This window comes from Arthrobacter sp. W4I7 (assembly GCF_030816215.1).
Lineage (GTDB): Bacteria > Actinomycetota > Actinomycetes > Actinomycetales > Micrococcaceae > Arthrobacter > Arthrobacter siccitolerans_A.
In genome coordinates this window covers 4,071,864-4,088,944 of sequence record NZ_JAUSXU010000001.1, presented here as the reverse complement: position 1 = coordinate 4,088,944, position 17,081 = coordinate 4,071,864, and the positions used below count along the sequence as shown (strand labels likewise).

The window sequence follows — 17,081 nt, the reverse complement described above, 5'->3', positions numbered from 1 at the left end:
ATCAGCCGCGGGCTGCAGGCTTCCAGTCGCCGAGGAAGTTCTCGATGGTGAAGCGGGCGGCGTCCTCGTCGGACAGTTGCGGGTGGAATTCGTTGATGTAGGCGCCGGGGCCGGTGTTCCTGTATTCAGCGAACCTGCCCTCGGACCAGTGGTGGCCGCTCATGTCGGCCCAGCCCTGGACCGCGATGTGGTTGCCCAGGACTGAGTCCCGGATGACTGCCATCGGGTGGGCGTCCGGATCGCTGCTGGCAAACCAGGGGCGGCCCAGGCTGACGGTGCCGGGGGCGGCGTTGGAGGTGAGGGTGCTGTTGGTGATCAGGAAGCCGTAAGGGTTGGAGTTCTTGGTGCTCGGGGCCACGACGAAGCCGTTGTTGGTGTCACTGCCCCGGTCCAGCGAATGGATGGTGCAGCCGTCAAAGACCGCTGTTCCCCGGCCATAGAGAAAGTCCACGTCGCCTTCGATGTAGCAGTTCTTGAGGTAGGTGCGGGCCGTGGCGTCACGTCCTGCGGTGTCTGCGAGGTAGGTGTCCTGGTTTCCGAGGAAGCGGGTGCCGTCGAACGTCACGCGGTCTGCAACGCTGCGGACGGCAAGTGCCTGGCTTCCGCCGTTGGCGGCTTCGTCGTAGGCGTTTTCCACGGTGAGGTTCCGGACGATGGTTCCCTCGGCAAGGACGTTGAGGGTGGCGCTGCCGCCTGCGCCCCAGGTGCCGCCGAAGAACTTTGCGCCGTTCGCCGGGGTGTCATAGGTGATGACGACGTCGGCCGGGTTGGCTGTGGCGCCCTGGATGGTGAGGTTGGGGCGGTCGGCCCAGATGTTCACCGATTCCCGGTAGGTGCCGGGTTTGACGGTGATGGTGCGGGGGAGTGTGCTGCCGGCGGGGATGGAGCCGATCGCTGCCTGCAGGCTGCCGAAGTCGCCGGTTCCGTCGAGGGCGACGGCGATGTTGGTGGCGTTGTTCGGGGCGTTGTTCTCCCGGGGGCCGGCACCGGCGGCAACAATCTCCGGAACGCGGGCCGCGTCGTCTTTTTGGTAGGCGTAGTTTTGCGCCGGGTCAAAGGCGGTACCGACGTTGTCCTTCCGGCCGCGGATGCCGTTGAAGTTGTTGTCCCGGTTGAGCACCTCGGTGGCGGGGTCCTTGGCAACGATGGGGTCCTGGACGGTGCTGAAGTTGTTGGCTTCAACAACCAGCTTGGCGGCGTTGCGGCCCATCATTCCGTACTGGCCGATGTCCTGGAGGTAGTTGTTGTAGACGTGGGCGGCGGCGGTGTTGTCGAGGCTGAAGTTGCGCTGGGTGGTGTTGCGGATCCAGTTGTGGTGGATGGTCATCCTGGTCACCGCGTTGGCGGTCCAGCCCACGCCCAGGGCCTTGTTGTTGTCCGCGAAGACGTTCCAGGAGTAGGTGATGAGGTCGGAGTCCTTGCGGGTGTCGATCAGGCCATCGCCCATGCGCTGGATCTTCATGTGGTCCACCCAGACGTGGTGGGTGGTGTCCAGCTGGATGCCGTCGCGGTCGTTCTGCGGGGTCTTGCCGTCCCAGTCGCCCGGGATGTAGGCATCGCGGATGGTGAAGTTCCGGAAGATGACGTTGGAGGTGTTGATGAGCTTGAAGCCGGCGTTCACCACCTCGGCTCCTGCACCGGTGCCAATGAAGCTCTTGTTGGAGGTGACGGGAATCTTGATGTAGTCCGTGGCTTTCAGGCTGCCGTTGATGAAAATGACCAGCGGTTCGGCGGCCCCCGCGTAATTCTTCAGTTCCTGGATGGTGGACGCAGTGACAATGCTGCCAGCCTGGCCGCCCGTGGTGCCGGGCAGCCCGTAGCCGGGCAGTGCCGCGAAGCCGTCCGGGGCCTGCTTCCACAGCGCTTCCGGGGTGTTTTCAGCGGACGGGGCGAGGATGGCGGGCAGGGAACCTGTTTGCAGGTCAGCGGCAGGGGAAGCAGTGGCGGCCGGAATTGCCGTCAGGCTTCCCAAGAAGGCGGCGGCGGTTGCCGCGCCTAGTAGGCGTCGCAAACTCATACGAAAACTCCTTTGTTTTTGTGCCGGGGCAGCCTCCAGCCCGGGCACATGCAATGAGGGATGGTTGAGTTGGTGATGCGAGGGAGAGGATTTGGGGCTTACTGCGGGACTGCTTTACTCCACGGGTCCTACTTCAAGGGCATGCTTACTTCAGACCCGTGGTGGCGATGCCGTTGATAAGGTATTTCTGGCCGGCGATGAAGAAGCCGATGATGGGGGCAATGGATACCACTGACATGGCGAACATGGGCCCCCACATGCTCTGGCCTTCGGAGTCCATAAAGGCCCGCAGCGCCAGCGGCACCGTGTAAAGGTCCTGGTTCTGAATGTAAAGCAGGGGACCAAAGAACTCGTTCCAGGTGGAGATGAACGTGAAGATCGCGGTGGTGGCCATTGCCGGCACGCAGAGGGGCAGGATGACGCGCAGGAAGGTCCGGAAGGGGCCGCAGCCGTCGATCTGGGCTGCGTCGTCGAGTTCCTTGGGGAGTGCCTTCATGAACTGGACCATCAGGAAGATGAAAAAGGCGTTGGTGGCCATGAAGTTGGGAACGATCAGCGGGAGGTAGGTGTCCAGCCAGCCGAGCTGCGAAAAGATGATGTACTGCGGTACCAGGAGCACATGACCTGGGAGCATGAGGGTTCCCAGCATCAGGGCGAAAAACAGCTTCCGGCCGGTGAACTCCATGCGGGCGAACGCGTAGGCGGCCAGGGAGCAGGAGAAGATGTTTCCCGCGATGGAGAAGACCACCACGATGAGAGAGTTGATCAGGTAGACGTGGAACGGCTGGTCCAGTGCTGTCCAGCCTTGGGCGTAGTTGCTGAAATCCCAGTTTTCGGGCCACAGCCCGAGTTGCTTGAAGATGTCGTTGCTGGGCTTGAACGAGCTGGAGATGAGCCACAGCAGCGGGTAGAGCATGACCAGGCCGACCAGGCAGAGGATCAGGTGCCGTGAGAAGCGGGTGCCGGTGGTGCCGGTCAGGGCGTCCTCTGCGGGCGTTTCCTTCTTTTGTTTTTTCTTCAGGGGTAGTTCGAGGAGAGCCATAGCGGTGCCTTAATTGTCGTAGAAGACCCAGAACTTGGATGCGATGAAGTTGATGGCGGTGAAAATCGCGATGATCATCAACAGCAGCCACGCCATGGCGGATGCATAGCCCATCTCGAACTCCGTGAAGCCCTTCTGGTACAGGTAGAGGTTGTAGAACAGAGTGGAATCAGCCGGTCCGCCGGTGCCGCCGCTCATCACGTAGCCCTGGGTGAAGGTCTGGAAGGATCCGATCAGCTGCATGATGAGGTTGAAGAAGATGATGGGGCTGATCAGCGGCAGGGTGATGCTGCGGAACTGCCGCCACCGGGACGCCCCGTCGATGGATGCCGCCTCGTAGTACATGGCGGGCACCTGCCGCAGTCCCGCCAGGAAAATCACCATGGGCGAGCCGAAGGTCCACACATTCAGGACGATCAGGGTGCCCAACGCAAATTCCGGGTCTGTGACCCACGCCGGGCCCTGGATGCCGAACCAGCCCAGGAATCCGTTGACGATGCCTTCGTTGCCGAAGATGTAGCGCCAGAGCATCACAATCGCCACGCTCCCGCCCAGCAGGGACGGCAGGTAGTAAACGGAGCGGTAGATCGACAGGCCCTGGAGGCCCCTGTTGAGCACCAGGGCGATAAGCAGGGCAGCGGCCAGCGAGATCGGCACGGACACAAATGTGTAGATGAACGTGACCTTCAGGGACTGAAGGAGGCGCGGGTCCTCAAACAAGGCCTGGAAATTGGCCAGGCCAACAAAGTTCGGCTCCGTGAAGAGGTTGTAGTCCGTAAACGCCAAATAAAGGGAGGCGAAGAACGGGATGATCGTGAACAGCATGCCGAGAAACCACGGCAGCAGGAAGAGGTAGCCCGAACGCTGGTTCTTGCGCTTGAGGCGTGCCCGGCCGGGTTTACCGCCCCGGCCAGCCAAGGTGACGGCCGAGCCGGGGGCTTGCTTGGTCAGCACTGACATGGCGCCAGGCTCCTATCGTCGGAATTGCCGGTGTTGGATACAGCTTCGAATTTTGAGAAGAGGCCGGCGCGCTTACTTGTTGATGGCCGCATTGCTCTTCTCGATGAACGTCTTGGCTGCATCGGCAGGGGTGACACGGCCGAACTCCACCTCGGTGGCCAACTGCTTGAGGGTGTCCGCCACGACGCTGGCGCCCTTGGGGTAGACGTAGGCCGGGGCGAGCTCGTCCTTCTGGATCTCGGCCATCAGGTCAACGAACTTCTTGTCGTCTTCGCTGAGTTTGGACGTGATGGACTGGGCAACTTCCGGATTGACCGGCACACCGCGCTGGGTCAGGGTGTGCGCAGCGCCGTCGGCATCGTTGGTCAGGAAGTTCAGGAGCTTGGCAGCCTCCTTAGGGTGCTTGGATTTGGCCGCGATAGACCAGAGCATGGTGGGGTCGGCCGAGTAGCCGCGCCGCTCGCCCGAGGTCTCCCCGGGGATGCGCAGCAGGACCACGTTGCCGCCAGCAGCCTCGTTATAGGCCTTGTAGTTGTTGATCGGAATGATCTGCGAGGCAACAGTGCCCTTGGCAAGGTAGGACTGTGCTGCCGAACCGCCGATCTGCTCGAAGAATCCGGCCGGCGGGAAGCCCCCGGCGTTGCGGAGGTCCACGCTGTACTGGAACCAGTCGCGGATGGTTTCCTCGCTGACTCCCAGCTTGTAGTCCTTGGTGTAGAAATCCTCGCCGCGCTGCCTGGCAAGCATGATGGGTCCGGTTTCGGTGGATACGTCATAACCGGCCCCGTAGACCTTGCCGCCGGTCTTCTGCGTCACCTCCGTGGCGAACTTCGCGTAGTCTTCCCAGCTCCAGGTCTTGTCGTCGGGAATGGTGACGCCGGCCTGGTCCGTGATGGTCTTGTTGACCACCATGCCGATGGTGGTGACGCCGGTGGCAAGGCCATAGAGCTTGCCGTCCACGTCGCCGCGGCTGAGCACGGTGTCCGGGACGTTGCCGAGGTCCAGTTCCTTAAGGCTCTTCAAGTCCGCCAAGGTGCCGCGCTGGGCGTATTCCAGGAGGCTGCGGTTCGCCATGGCCAGCACGTCGGGCGGGTTTCCGCCGGCGAAGCGGGTAGCCAGCTTGTCCGCGTAGGGCCCACTGTCCTGGTATTCGGTTTTCACCTTGATGCCGGGATTCTTCTCCTCGAAGATCCGGAGTGCCTCCTCCGTCACCTTGGCACGGTTGGCGTCTCCCCAAAACACGAAGTTCAGTTCCACATCACCCCCGGCAGCAGGGGTCGAACCTCCTCCGCAGCCGCTCAAGGCCAAGCCGGCGGCAGTAATGGCAGCGCCGAGGACCAGCCTGCGGGAGATGGGAGTACTGACTGTCTTCATCATCGAATGACGCCTCTCTAAGGGTTTTCACCAGCTACGAGCTGGTGAACTGCTGTGCTAATCGTTCGGAAAGTTTCTGCGTGTAGTGGAGCAGTGTTTGGGGTGGAAGGGCAGATCGTCTAGATATCACCACCCAGGGATAGAAACTAAGTAAACGATTTCTAGCAAGAAAATGCTGTGACTGTCAACACATGTTGTGGAAGCAGTTCAAGCTCAACACGTACAGAAAGTTTCTGTACGTGTTGCCGATTGATTTCTGATCTGCTTATGCTGGGCCCACGTCTTGGAACTGCCCCTTACCGGAGGTCCGCTTGGCCATTCCTATCAATACCCCTGCTGCCGCTCGCGGCCTTCTCGGGCAGGAGCATTCTCATGCCACACACAACAGAGCGCTGCAGCAGCCGGCGCACCTTTCGCCCCGGCCATATCTCCACCCGCTGCGGTCAAAGGCGGGTGTGGTTGTCACAGATGCTGAACCGGCAGACCACCCGCACCACCTGGGGCTGTCCATCGCGTTCTCGGACATCAATGGCTCCAATTTCTGGGGCGGGTCCACTTATACGGCCAGCGGCCCGATGCTCCTGCCCAATCACGGAACCCAAGTGCCGCACGGCTGGCAGTCATCGCCGCAGGGGGACCTCGAGGAAGAGGCAGGCCACGTCTCCTGGTTGTCGAAGGACGGCCGGGAACTCGCCGTCGAACAGCGCCGCCTCGAGTATTTTCGCCAGGCAGGACCCGCGGGCTGGGGCCTTTCGTTGTCCTCGGCGATGGTCCCGGCGCCGGACGTACCGCGGCTGGAGGTGTCGTCGTCGGCCGTTAAGGGCCGGAAGGGCGCCGGTTATGGCGGCGTTTTCTGGCGCTTCCCGGATCCCACCGGGGAGCCGCTGGTCCTTTCCGAGGCAGGAAGCGGCGCTGGTGCCGCCCACGGTTCCCTCTCCCGCTGGCTGTCTGTCAGCCTGGAGGTCAACGGCGCACCGGTGACCGTGCTCCTCGCCCAGGAACCCGACCGCATCCTCCCGTGGTTCATCCGGGCTGAAGGCTACCTTGGCGCCGGGCCCGCAGTGGCATGGGCCGAGCCCGCCGTCGTGGACCACCACAACCCCCTGAAGCTCGCCCTGCACGCCGTCATCCATGACGGTCACGTGCCCACGGCCGCCCACGCCCTTGAACTTCTGAACCAGCACCCCCTCATCAACCCCGGCTCTCCCGACAGGACACCATGACCACCCGGATCCCCGCCCCGATATACCGCAACCCCATCCTCAACGCCGATTGGCCTGATCCTGATGCCGTGCAGGTGAACGGCGTCTACTACTTGATTGCGTCCAGTTTCAACCGGGTGCCCGGGCTCCCCGTCCTGCGGTCCCGGAACCTCGTGGACTGGGAGCACGTTGGCCATGCGCTGGCCCAACTGCCCCAGGCCAGCCACTACTCACTGGTGCGGCACGGCAGCGGCGTTTGGGCCCCGGCGCTGCGCCATCACAATGGGCGCTTCTGGATTTTCTACCCGGACCCGGACCACGGCATCTTCGTCCTGAGCGCGGAAAAAGCGGAGGGTCCGTGGACTGAGCCGCACCTCCTCTATCCGGGCCGCGGCCTCATTGATCCCTGCCCTTTGTGGGACGACGACGGACAGGCGTACCTGGTGCACGGCTGGGCCCAGAGCCGGATCGGCGTCAAGAACCGGCTCACGGTCCACCGCATGAGCCCTGATGCGAGCAGGCTCCTGGACCACGGAACCCACGTGATCAATGGGGCCGACCTGCCCGGTTACACCACCTTGGAGGGACCAAAATTCTACAAGCGCGACGGCTGGTACTGGATCTTTGCCCCGGCCGGCGGCGTGGCAACGGGCTGGCAGTCCGTGTTCCGCTCCAGGTCCCCGTTCGGGCCCTATGAGGAGCGGCGTGTCCTGGAACAGGGGAACAGCGAAGTCAACGGGCCGCACCAGGGCGCGTGGGTCACCACCCCCCGCGGCGAGGACTGGTTCCTCCACTTCCAGGACCGCGGACCCTACGGCCGCGTAGTGCATTTGCAGCCCATGGGATGGACCGCGGACGGATGGCCCTGGATGGGGGAGCGGGATCACGACGGCGGACCCGGCACTCCGGTGGCTGCCCACGCCTATCCGTCGGGTACTTCCACCCACGACGTGGCTCCTCCAGCCAGTGACGATTTCTCCTCGCCTGAGCTGGGGCGGCAGTGGCACTGGCAAGCGAACCCGCGCGATGACTGGGCGCACCAGTGCGGGGGAGGGCACCTGGTCCTGAAACCGAAGGCCAACGATCCGGTGAACCTGCGCGAGCTGCCCAATGTACTGGGGCAAATCCTGCCGGGCACACCGTCCACCTTCACCACGTCACTGGAGCTGCAGGACGTTCCGGTGGGAACCCGGGCCGGCGTGGTGGTCCTTGGCTTGAAGTACGCCTGGCTAGGCATCATCAGGACCGCCGAGGGCTATGTCCTGGGTGATGGCACCGGGGGAGAAGGCCCGCAGGAGCAGGGGCTGGGGCGGAGGATTGTCTTGCCGGGCCCCCGGATAGAGCTGCAGATCCGCACCGACGGAACACCCCGGTCCACCTTCGCCTGGCGTTCCGGCCCGGGGGAACCGTGGGAGGTCCAGGGCTGGAACTTCGAGGTGGTCAAGGGCCAGTGGATTGGCGCCGAACTGGGCCTCTTCGCCACGTCTCCAGTCGGTTCGGAGGAAAGCGGCAATGTTATCGTGGGACCCGTGCGCGTGGACGTTTCGCCCGCGCGGCGCACCGCTGCTCCGCAACTCGCCGCCGCAACCACATGACCTCGAGGACTGCAACCGTGACCGCCATCCCGCGTCCCAAGATTGCTGACGTCGCGGCCGCGGCCGGCGTATCCGTGCCCACCGTCTCCAAGGTGCTCAACGGCCGGACCCACGTCTCAGACGCCACCCGGGCCAGGGTGCAGCAGGCCCTGGCGGAGCTCGACTACTCCAAACGCGCGGCGGCTGCCAAGCAGCCGGGCGTCCTGCAGTTGGTGGTCAACAACTTCGATTCGCCCTGGGTCCTGGAAACCATGGCGGGGGTGGAAGCGGCGGCGGACCGGCTGGGGTACGCGGTCGCCTACGCCCGCGCAGAGCATGCGACGCCGGAGCGCTGGCGCAAGCTGCGCGAACCTTCAGTGAACCGGCTCGACGGCGTGCTGCTGCTGGCTCCGCGGAAGGGCTCGCGCTTGGTTACTACCCTGCGGACGCTGAAGATTCCGGCCGTCGCCATCGACCCTGAGGGAACCGAAGGCCTGGCGATCCCCAGCGTCAGCCCGGCGTCGTTCTCCGGCGCCCTCGCGGCTGTCAGCCACCTGCTGGGGCAGGGCCACCGGAGGATTGGCATCATCACCGGCCGCGGGCACAGCCCCGGCCATGGCCGTGCCCGCTATGCCGCTTACGCTGCGGCGCTGCATGAGGTCGGGCTGCCGGTGCTGCCTGAACTGGTACAGGACGGCGATTTCAGTACTGAGTCGGGAATGCGGCTCGGCGGGGAACTGCTTGACCTGCCGCAGCCGCCCACCGCGATCTTCACGGGCAGCGACCTGCAGGCGATGGGTGTCATGAACGCGGCGGGCCAGCGCTCGCTCCATGTTCCGCGGGACATCAGCATCGTGGGTTTCGACGATATTGCCCAGGCTGCGTTGACCTCGCCGCCGCTGACCACGGTCCGCCAGCCGCTGGCGCAGTTGGCCGCCATGGCGGTGGGCATGTTGACGGAGCAGCAGGACCAGCCTGCCTCCGGAGCTCCGACGGCACTGGAAGTGGCCACGGAACTGGTGGTGCGCGGAACCACAGCCCCGCCCGCGGGCTAAACCGGCTGCGGCTTCTCCTCGAGAACCAGGTTCTTGAGGTCGTCCAGGGTCTGCTGCATGTGCGCATCCATAGCTTCGCGGGACCGTGCAGCGTCCCGGGATTCCAGCGCTTCGGCAATGTTCTGGTGATGCCCGATGGCGTGTTCCTGGATCTGGGGCACCGCGGAGGTCTCCGTGCGCCTCTTTTCCAGCACGCGGTGGAGCGGCTCGAAGAGCACGGCCACAAAAACATTTTCCGAGGCATGCAGGATCAGGTCATGGAAAGCCAGATCCGCTTCCACGAAGGCGGCAACGTCATTCACCTCGTGCGCGGCACGCATGGCGGCCACGTGCCCGAAGAGTGTTTGGACGCCGGCGTCGGTGATCCGTCCCGCAGCCAGTTCGCACGCACCAGTTTCCAGCATGCGCCGGAGTTCGATGAGCTGGACAGAGGCTTCAGCTTCATTCTTGCCCTCGGAAGCTGCGCGCAGCACGGCTTCCAATGATGCCCACCGGTTGAGCGGGTTGACGAACGTGCCCCGGCCACGTTCCACGCTGAGGATCTGCTGCGCCTGCAGGGTTTTCATGGCTTCACGGACGGTCATCCGGCTTACTTCATGCCGGGCACTGAGCTCGTGCTCACCGGGAACGATGGCGCCAGGCAGAAATTCTCCGGCAATGATGCGGTCCAGGAGCTCATCGGCCACCTGGCCTACCAGCGACTTCCTTGCCATGCTGCTGCCCCCATCACTGCTTTGTGGATATGTCAGACAAGTCTACTTGCGCGTCTTTATGTCCTGTGCCACACTAACATTCAAATGTAAGATGTCAGACATCTTACAGTTTCCTAACATCAGGATCCGATGCCCGGATCCATACACAACGGAGTGCACCGTGAAGCTTGAAGCAGATGTTCTGGCCGCCTACCCGGCCGAGGTCCGGATTCCCGCCGAACTGGTGGCCCGCACCCTGGCCGCCTCGAACGCGGAGACCCCGCGCGTGCTGGTAGTTCTCGATGACGACCCCACCGGAACGCAGTCCGTGGCAGACCTGCCCGTGCTCACGCGCTGGGACGTCGAGGACTTCATCTGGGCCTTTGGCCAGTCCAAGCCGGCCGTGTACGTCCTGACCAACACCCGCAGCCTGGACCCCGCAGAAGCAGCCGCCCGCAATGAAGAAGTCGTCCGCAACGCCCTCGCCGCCGCCGGCTCGCCTGACGTGCTGCGGCTCGGCTTCGTGAGCCGCAGCGATTCGACCCTGCGCGGGCACTACCCGCTGGAGCCGGACGTCATTGCCGCCACCGTCGCGCACGTCAGTGGAGAAAAGACCGACGGCGTGGTGCTGGTTCCGGCCTTCCCCGACGCCGGGCGGGTCACCATCGGCGGCGTCCACTACATGCGAGGCACCGGCGAGGCGGCCGGCACCCTCACCCCGGTTTCCGACACCGAGTTCGCCAAGGATGCCACCTTCGGGTTCGCCACCTCCGTGATGGCCGACTACGTCGAAGAGAAGTCCCGGGGACGCTTCGCCGCTGACTCGGTCATCGTCCTGGACCTGAACACCATCCGTGCCGGCGCCTCAGCGGAAAACCCCGCCGACGGTGCACAGATCAGCGCCAACGCCATCGCCGACGCCATCCAAGCCGCCACGGACTCCACCCCCATCGTGGCCGACATCGTCACCGAAAATGACCTCCGCGCCCTGTCCCTAGGCTTGGAAGAAGCCGAACGCCGGGGAAAGAAGCTCCTCTACCGCGTGGGACCGCCGTTCGGACGCGCCCGGATCGGCCAGGAAATCCGCACCGAACTCAGCGGCGCTGAAGCCTACGCCGGCAACACCCCGTCCGAGGCCGGCGGCCTCATTGTCGTCGGGTCCCACGTTGGCGTCACCACCCGCCAGCTCAAGGCCCTGACCGAACAGCACAGCGCCGCCCGCATTGTCGAGATCGACGTCGAGAAACTCCTCGGCGCCGACGCTGACGCCCACCTGGACAAGACCGTGGACACCGTCGTCGAGGCCCTCCACAGCGGCGACGTCATCGTCCACACCAGCCGCCTGCTCATCAAGACCGACGACCCCGCCGAAAGCCTGCGGATCGCCCGCACCGTCTCCGCCGCGGTCGTCGCCGTAGTGAACCGGACGCTCAAGACCTTCCCGCCCCGCTTCGTCATCGCCAAGGGCGGCATCACCTCCTCCGACGTTGCCGCGCACGGCCTGGAAATCCGCCACGCGATCGTCCGCGGCCCCATGCTTCCCGGCATCGTCTCCCTCTGGGAACCGGTGGACGGCCCCGCCAAAGGCATCCCCTACATCGTCTTCGCCGGCAACGTAGGCGACGACCAGTCCCTCGCCGACGTCACCCGCAAACTCAGCAACACCTTCTAGTCCCACCCTCCACTAATCGTAATTCCCCGCCAAAATTCAATGGAGAACACCATGACCAGCAATTACACCGTCACCGTCCTGGGCCTTGGCGCCATGGGCCTGCCCATGGCCACCCGCCTCGCGTCCCAGCTGACGGTCCACGGCTTCGACATCGCCGAGCCCCGCCTCAAGCTCGCCGAAGAAGCCGGCATCGCCACCTTCACTACCGCCCGGGAAGCCGCGAAGGGCGCCGACGCCGTGCTGCTGGCAGTCCGCAACGGCGAGCAGCTTAACGACGTCCTCTTCGGCGAGAACGGTGTGGCCTCGGTGCTTGAGCGCGGCGCCGTCGTTATCCTCGGCAGCACGGTGGGCACCGAGGCCATCCCGGCCACCGTGGCCAAGCTCGCCGAATACGGCGTGGAGCTCGTTGATCGCCCCACTGTCCGGCGGCCCCAAGCGCGCCGGCGAAGGCGACCTGCTGATCGTCGTCGGTGCTTCCCCCGAGGCCCGCGAAAAGGCAGCTCCCGCCCTGGAACTCCTGGCCTCCACCCTGACCGTTGTGGGCGATAAGCCCGGCGACGGCCAGGCCCTCAAGACCGTCAACCAGCTCCTCTGCGGCGTCCACATCGCTGCCGCTGCCGAAGCCTTGGCCCTCGCCGACGCACTCGGGCTGGACCAGGCCAAGACCCTGGCCGCCCTCGAAGCCGGCGCCGCCGGATCGTTTATGCTCTCCAACCGCGGCCCGCGCATCCTCGAGGCCTACAACGAGGAAGGCGCCGAGGTGCTGTCCCGCCTGGACATCTTCGTCAAGGACATGGGCATCGTGGGCAAGGCCACCCGCGCCGCCGGCCTGGCAGCCCCGGTTGCCGCCGCCGCCGAGCAGCTCTACCTCCTTGGCCAGGCCCAGGGCCTTGCCGCCGCCGATGACTCCGCGGTCATCAAGGTGGTCGCCCCCACCAAGCGCAACAACTAGCAATCCGACTCCCCTTAAAAGAAGTACGACGACGGCGGTCCCCCCTCCGCCGTCGCCGTACCTCCCAGCAGTTCCCCAGCAGTCCCCAGCGTTCCCCCAAACAAATAACCAGCGCCTGATCGCCCGTCTTCCCGAAAGACTGGCTCGTCAAAGGAGACACCTGTTATGAACCACCTTATGAGCCCGCTCATAGTGCGGGCGGCTGATGCCCCAGCCATCAAACCCGCAGTGGAGCTCGGCACCCCGCTGCTGCTGACCATCGCAGCCGTCGGCATCGCCGTCCTTCTGGTGATGATCATCCGCTTCAAAATCCAGGCTTTCGTTGCCCTGCTCACAGTCAGCATTTTGGTTGCTGTCGCCGCGCAGATCCCGCTCAAGGACGTCTTCACCGTTGTGGCCAACGGCGTGGGCAGCACCATGGGCAAGGTGGCGCTGCTGATCGCACTCGGTGCCGTCCTGGGCCGCATGATCGAAGTATCCGGCGGCGTCCAGTCGCTCGCCGCCCACTTCACCGAGAAGCTCGGTGCCAGGCGCGTGGCCGTGGCCCTCACCGCCGTCGGCTTCCTGGTGGCCATCCCCGTATTTTTCGAGGTGGGCGTCATCGTCCTGGTGCCCATCGTCTACGCCTTCGCCAAGATCGCCAGGGTCCACCCGGTCAAGTTCGGCCTGCCCATGGCCGGCATCATGCTCTCCATCCACGTGGCAGTTCCGCCGCACCCGGGCATCGTAGCCGGCGCCAGCGTCTTCGGCGCGGACATCGGGCTCATCACGCTCATCTCCCTGGCCATCTGCGTTCCCCTCGGTTTCCTGTCCTACTGGGTGGCCAGCATCATGAACCGTAAGGACTACGAGCTCCTCCCCGGCGTGAAGGCCCAGGTTGAAGAATTCGGCTCCGACTCGCTGGTGAAGGTGGGCCACGACGGCCCCGGCGCCGCCGCCATCGCCCCGCCGCGTCCCGGCCTGATCATCTTCCTCATCGCCGCCCCCATCGTGCAGATCCTGCTCGGCACCCTGGGCACGCTCACCCTCACCAAGGACAACCCCTGGTACGGCCTGGCCGCGTTCGTCGGCAACCCGTTCTTCGCACTGCTGGTCGCCGTCGCGCTGTCCTTCTTCCTGCTGGCCGTGCGCCGGAACTGGTCGCTGAAGGAAACCGGTGAAATCTTCGAAGGCGCACTGCCTCCCATCGCCTCCATCCTGATGGTGGTTGCCGCCGGCGGCGTGTTCGGCGAAGTGCTCCGCACCTCAGGCATCGGGGCCGCCCTGTCCCAGACCCTGGACCACCTGGGCCTGCCTATCATCGCCCTGGGCTTCGTGATCTCCCTGGCCCTGCGTGCGGCGCAGGGTTCGGCCACCGTTGCCATCGTCACCACCACCGGCCTGCTCACCTCCGCCGTCGCCGAAGGCGGCTACACCCCCGCCCAGATCGCAGTGATCGTCATCGCGATCGGCTTCGGTGCGCTCGGCCTGTCCCACGTCACCGACGCCGGGTTCTGGACCGTGATCCGCTACTACGGCCTCACCGTTTCGGACGGCCTGAAGACCTGGACGGTCCTCACCACCATCCTCGGACTGGCCGGCTTCGCCCTGACCTTCGTGGCCTGGATCCTGGTGGGAGGCCTGGGCGTCTGATGCGCACCCGACTCGACCACCTGGTCACTTCCGCCCTCCAGCACGGCTCCGCCGTCCCGGCCTTCACCTGCTACGACTTCACCACGGCGCTGGCCGTGGTGGCCGCTGCAGAGGAAGCCGGCCGGGGCGTCATCCTGCTGGTCGCGCCCAAGACGGCGGCCACGTCCAACGGCCTGCGCCTCATCGGAGCCCTCCGGGGCCTCGCCGACGCCGCAGCCGTGCCGGTCGCGGTGCAGCTTGACCACGCAACTGACCTGAAAGTGATGGCCGACGCCGTCACAGCGGGGGCGGATTCCGTCCTCGCCGACGGTTCGTCCCTTCCGTACGAGGACAACATTGCCTTGGTCCAGGCGGCCCGTGCGCTGCTGGGACCGGACGTGGTGCTGGAAGCCGAGCTGGGCGGCCTGGCCGGAGACGAGGACCGGGCATTCGGCGCGGACCAGTCCGGCGTGTCAGTGGCCGGCCTGACGGATTCGGCGCAGGTGGAGGACTTCGTGTCCCGGACCGGCGCGGAACTGCTGGCGGTCGCCGTCGGAAATGTCCACGGCAAGTACAAGGGGGAGCCGCAGCTGCGCTGGGACGTCCTGCAGGACATCGCCGTGCGGACCCACCTTCCGCTGGTGCTCCACGGCGCCTCCGGCATTCCCGCCGAAGAGCTGGTGAAGGCGGCGTCCATGAACGTCGGCAAGGTCAACTTCAACACGGAGCTCCGCACCGGCGTCCTGGCCACCCTGCAGGAGCAGCTGCCGGCCCACCGGTCCGACGGCGAAAACCTCCAGGGGCTCCTGGGCCACTGGAACCAGGCCGCAGGCAGCTTCGCAAGCACCACCCTGGCGACGCTCACCCGCTGACGCTCACTCCCGAAGGGGGAGGCTAGGATCAAGCAATGATCCTGGCCTCCCTCTTTTTTGCCTTCCTGGCAGCCGCGCTGCACGTCTACATCTTCACCATGGAGTCAGTCACCTGGACCAGGCCGGCAACCTGGAAGCGTTTCGGTGTGGGTTCCCAGGCCGACGCCGAAACCACCAGGCCGCTCGCGTACAACCAGGGCTTCTACAATCTGTTCCTGGCTATCGGGGCCCTCATCGGCGTTGGCTGCGTGGCACTGGGACGTGACGGATCAGCCCCGTTTGTGGCGGGCTGGACCCTTGTCTTCAGCTGCTGTGGATCCATGCTGCTGGCCGCCGCAGTCCTGGCCGTAACCGGCAGGAAGTACCTCCGTGCTGCCGCCACCCAAGGCACCACGCCGCTGCTCGCCGTCGTACTGGGCATTTTGGCCCTCCTCATGTCCTGACGCCGCACAGCCCCCTCCTTAATCCCGAACCACCGCAGGAGGGGGTGCCGGGGCATTGCCAGCAGGGTGAAGTAGTGCCAGTGTCGAACCATGACCGAGAACATGATGTCCACCGAGGATAAGTTCACCGCCGACGTCACGCTGAGGCGCAATGACGCGCAGCACCGGTACGAGCTGCTGGTGGGCGGCAAACTGGCCGTCCAGTCCTTCTACCGGGACCTGCCCGGCCATATCGACTTCAGCCACACCGAAACGTCGCCGGATTTTGAAGGCCAGGGCCTGGGCAAGGTCCTCGCCCACTTTGCGCTGGATGATGTGGTGGCAGCAGGAAAACGGATCATCCCGCACTGCCCGTTCATCTCAGCCTACCTGCGCAAGCACGAGGGCTATGAGCAGTGCGTCGACTGGCCGGAGAGGCCGGCCAGCACCGGTTTAGGAGCTTGATCCGGCGCCGGTAGCTGATTCCTTCTTGCCTGCATTCCTGCCCTGACCCGGGTTGCGCGTTAGGGTGCGGCCGCGCCGGGTAATTCCTTCTCAGCGCGGTCTTGCAGAAGGCGCGGGCATCGTGAATGCGCAGGCTTCCTGGAGTGCTGCGCAGACACCGGGAAGGAATCCGGATGAACCAAATGGAGCAACTGTTCGACGTTGCTGTTATCGGCGGCGGCCCCGCAGGGCTGAGTGCGGGGGTTGCCCTGGCCAGGGCATTGCGCCCGGTCCTGCTGGTTGACGCAGGCGGGCAGCGGAACCTCCGGGCGGAGGGGGTGCATGGTTTCCTGACGCGGGAGGGAATGAGTCCCAAGGAGTTCCTTGCCGCGGGACGCGAAGAATTGGAGCGCTATGGCGGGACGGCGGCGGCCGGCCGTGTGGCGTCCGCCCGCCGTGACGGGGGGAACTTTGTCCTCTCGCTCGAGGATGGCTCGACGTGTTCTGCCCGCCGGCTGCTGATCACGTCGGGGACCGAGGACGAGCTTCCGGACCTGCCCGGCCTGCGCGAGCGATGGGGCCGGGACGTCCTTTATTGCCCCTACTGCCACGGATGGGAGATCCGGAACCGAAAAGTGGGGATACTGGCTTCGGATTCCCACGCCGTGCTCCAGGCCCTGACCTTCCGGCAGTGGAGCCACGATGTGACCCTCCTGCTCAACAGTGAACTGACGCTCAGCCCGGGTCAAAGAGAACAGTTGGACGCCCGGTCCGTGAAGGTGGCCGATGGCACGGTGTGCGGGCTGGTGGTTCAGGAAGACACGCTCCAGGCGGTCACGCTCGACGACGGTTCTGCTGTACCGCTGGAAGTGCTGGTAGTGAGCCCCGCCACTGTGAGCAGGGCGAACATGCTAGAGACCCTCGGGCTGGAACCGGACGGCCTTGAGGAGGGGCCGGGCACCCGCCTGGAAACTGACGAATCGGGGTTAACCGCTTGCCCTGGAGTGTGGGCCGCGGGGAATGCCACGGATGTTTCAGCCCAGGTGGTGACGGCGGCGGCCGCCGGGCTGAAAGCCGCCGAAGCCATCAATGCGGACCTGGTGCTGGAAGATACCCGGCTGGCGGTGGAGGCTGCCAGGGTTCCCGCACGTTAGCCGGGCCGGCCAGCCCGTGTATGGGGGGCTGGCCGCCT

14 protein-coding genes and 1 pseudogene are annotated in these 17,081 nt (G+C 65.1%); 10 read left to right on the top strand and 5 right to left on the bottom strand.

Annotated elements, in window-relative coordinates:
- Position 1: 1 nt before the first annotated feature.
- From QF047_RS18535 to QF047_RS18520, 4 genes are all read right to left on the bottom strand, one after another.
- Positions 2–2,017: a pectinesterase family protein gene (locus tag QF047_RS18535; RefSeq protein WP_307280061.1), complete on the bottom strand. Its 2,016-nt coding sequence runs from the start codon at positions 2,015–2,017 to the stop codon at positions 2–4.
- 145 nt (positions 2,018–2,162) lie between these two features.
- Positions 2,163–3,059 (bottom strand): carbohydrate ABC transporter permease, encoded by an 897-nt coding sequence (locus tag QF047_RS18530; RefSeq protein WP_307280059.1) that lies wholly within the window; start codon positions 3,057–3,059, stop codon positions 2,163–2,165.
- Positions 3,060–3,068: 9 nt separating this feature from the next.
- Positions 3,069–4,019: a carbohydrate ABC transporter permease gene (locus tag QF047_RS18525; protein ID WP_307280056.1), complete on the bottom strand. Its 951-nt coding sequence runs from the start codon at positions 4,017–4,019 to the stop codon at positions 3,069–3,071.
- Between the two features lie 72 nt (positions 4,020–4,091).
- Positions 4,092–5,396, bottom strand: coding sequence for an ABC transporter substrate-binding protein (locus QF047_RS18520; RefSeq protein ID WP_307280053.1), 1,305 nt, complete (start codon positions 5,394–5,396; stop codon positions 4,092–4,094).
- A gap of 320 nt (positions 5,397–5,716) precedes the next feature.
- On the opposite strand from QF047_RS18520, the gene QF047_RS18515 reads away from it, so the two are divergent.
- From QF047_RS18515 to QF047_RS18505, 3 genes are read left to right on the top strand one after another with little or no spacing between them, the layout of a single operon-like run.
- Positions 5,717–6,616: a DUF6807 family protein gene (locus QF047_RS18515; RefSeq protein ID WP_373427822.1), complete on the top strand. Its 900-nt coding sequence runs from the start codon at positions 5,717–5,719 to the stop codon at positions 6,614–6,616.
- On the top strand, positions 6,613–8,190 hold the full coding sequence (locus QF047_RS18510) for a glycoside hydrolase 43 family protein (protein WP_307280048.1): 1,578 nt from the start codon (positions 6,613–6,615) through the stop codon (positions 8,188–8,190). The genes QF047_RS18515 and QF047_RS18510 overlap by 4 nt, the downstream gene beginning before the upstream one ends.
- Positions 8,191–8,207: 17 nt before the next feature.
- Positions 8,208–9,224, top strand: coding sequence for a LacI family DNA-binding transcriptional regulator (locus QF047_RS18505; protein ID WP_307280046.1), 1,017 nt, complete (start codon positions 8,208–8,210; stop codon positions 9,222–9,224).
- Here the strand turns inward: QF047_RS18505 and QF047_RS18500 are convergent.
- Positions 9,221–9,937, bottom strand: coding sequence for a FadR/GntR family transcriptional regulator (locus QF047_RS18500; protein ID WP_307280045.1), 717 nt, complete (start codon positions 9,935–9,937; stop codon positions 9,221–9,223). The two genes, QF047_RS18505 and QF047_RS18500, sit on opposite strands and share 4 nt — an antisense overlap.
- Positions 9,938–10,097: 160 nt before the next feature.
- Here QF047_RS18500 and QF047_RS18495 point away from each other — a divergent pair, with 160 nt between their 5' ends.
- The 7 genes and pseudogenes from QF047_RS18495 (at position 10,098) to QF047_RS18465 (ending at position 17,043) form a co-directional block, all read left to right on the top strand.
- Positions 10,098–11,588, top strand: a complete 1,491-nt coding sequence (locus QF047_RS18495) for a four-carbon acid sugar kinase family protein (RefSeq protein WP_307280043.1) — start codon at positions 10,098–10,100, stop codon at positions 11,586–11,588.
- A 51-nt stretch (positions 11,589–11,639) separates the two neighbouring features.
- Positions 11,640–12,540, top strand: a pseudogene (locus tag QF047_RS18490) (NAD(P)-dependent oxidoreductase).
- A 165-nt stretch (positions 12,541–12,705) separates the two neighbouring features.
- Positions 12,706–14,172 (top strand): GntP family transporter, encoded by a 1,467-nt coding sequence (locus tag QF047_RS18485; RefSeq protein WP_307280041.1) that lies wholly within the window; start codon positions 12,706–12,708, stop codon positions 14,170–14,172.
- Positions 14,172–15,023: a class II fructose-bisphosphate aldolase gene (locus QF047_RS18480; protein WP_307280040.1), complete on the top strand. Its 852-nt coding sequence runs from the start codon at positions 14,172–14,174 to the stop codon at positions 15,021–15,023. The genes QF047_RS18485 and QF047_RS18480 overlap by 1 nt, the downstream gene beginning before the upstream one ends.
- A 35-nt stretch (positions 15,024–15,058) precedes the next feature.
- The gene (locus tag QF047_RS18475; protein WP_307280038.1) at positions 15,059–15,466 is read left to right on the top strand and encodes a DUF1304 domain-containing protein; all 408 of its coding nucleotides are present in this window, start codon (positions 15,059–15,061) and stop codon (positions 15,464–15,466) included.
- Positions 15,467–15,556: 90 nt separating this feature from the next.
- Positions 15,557–15,910, top strand: a complete 354-nt coding sequence (locus QF047_RS18470; protein WP_307280035.1) for a GNAT family N-acetyltransferase — start codon at positions 15,557–15,559, stop codon at positions 15,908–15,910.
- A gap of 173 nt (positions 15,911–16,083) precedes the next feature.
- Complete coding sequence (locus QF047_RS18465) at positions 16,084–17,043, top strand: NAD(P)/FAD-dependent oxidoreductase (protein ID WP_307280032.1); 960 nt, start codon at positions 16,084–16,086, stop codon at positions 17,041–17,043.
- The last annotated feature ends 38 nt before the right edge of the window (positions 17,044–17,081 follow it).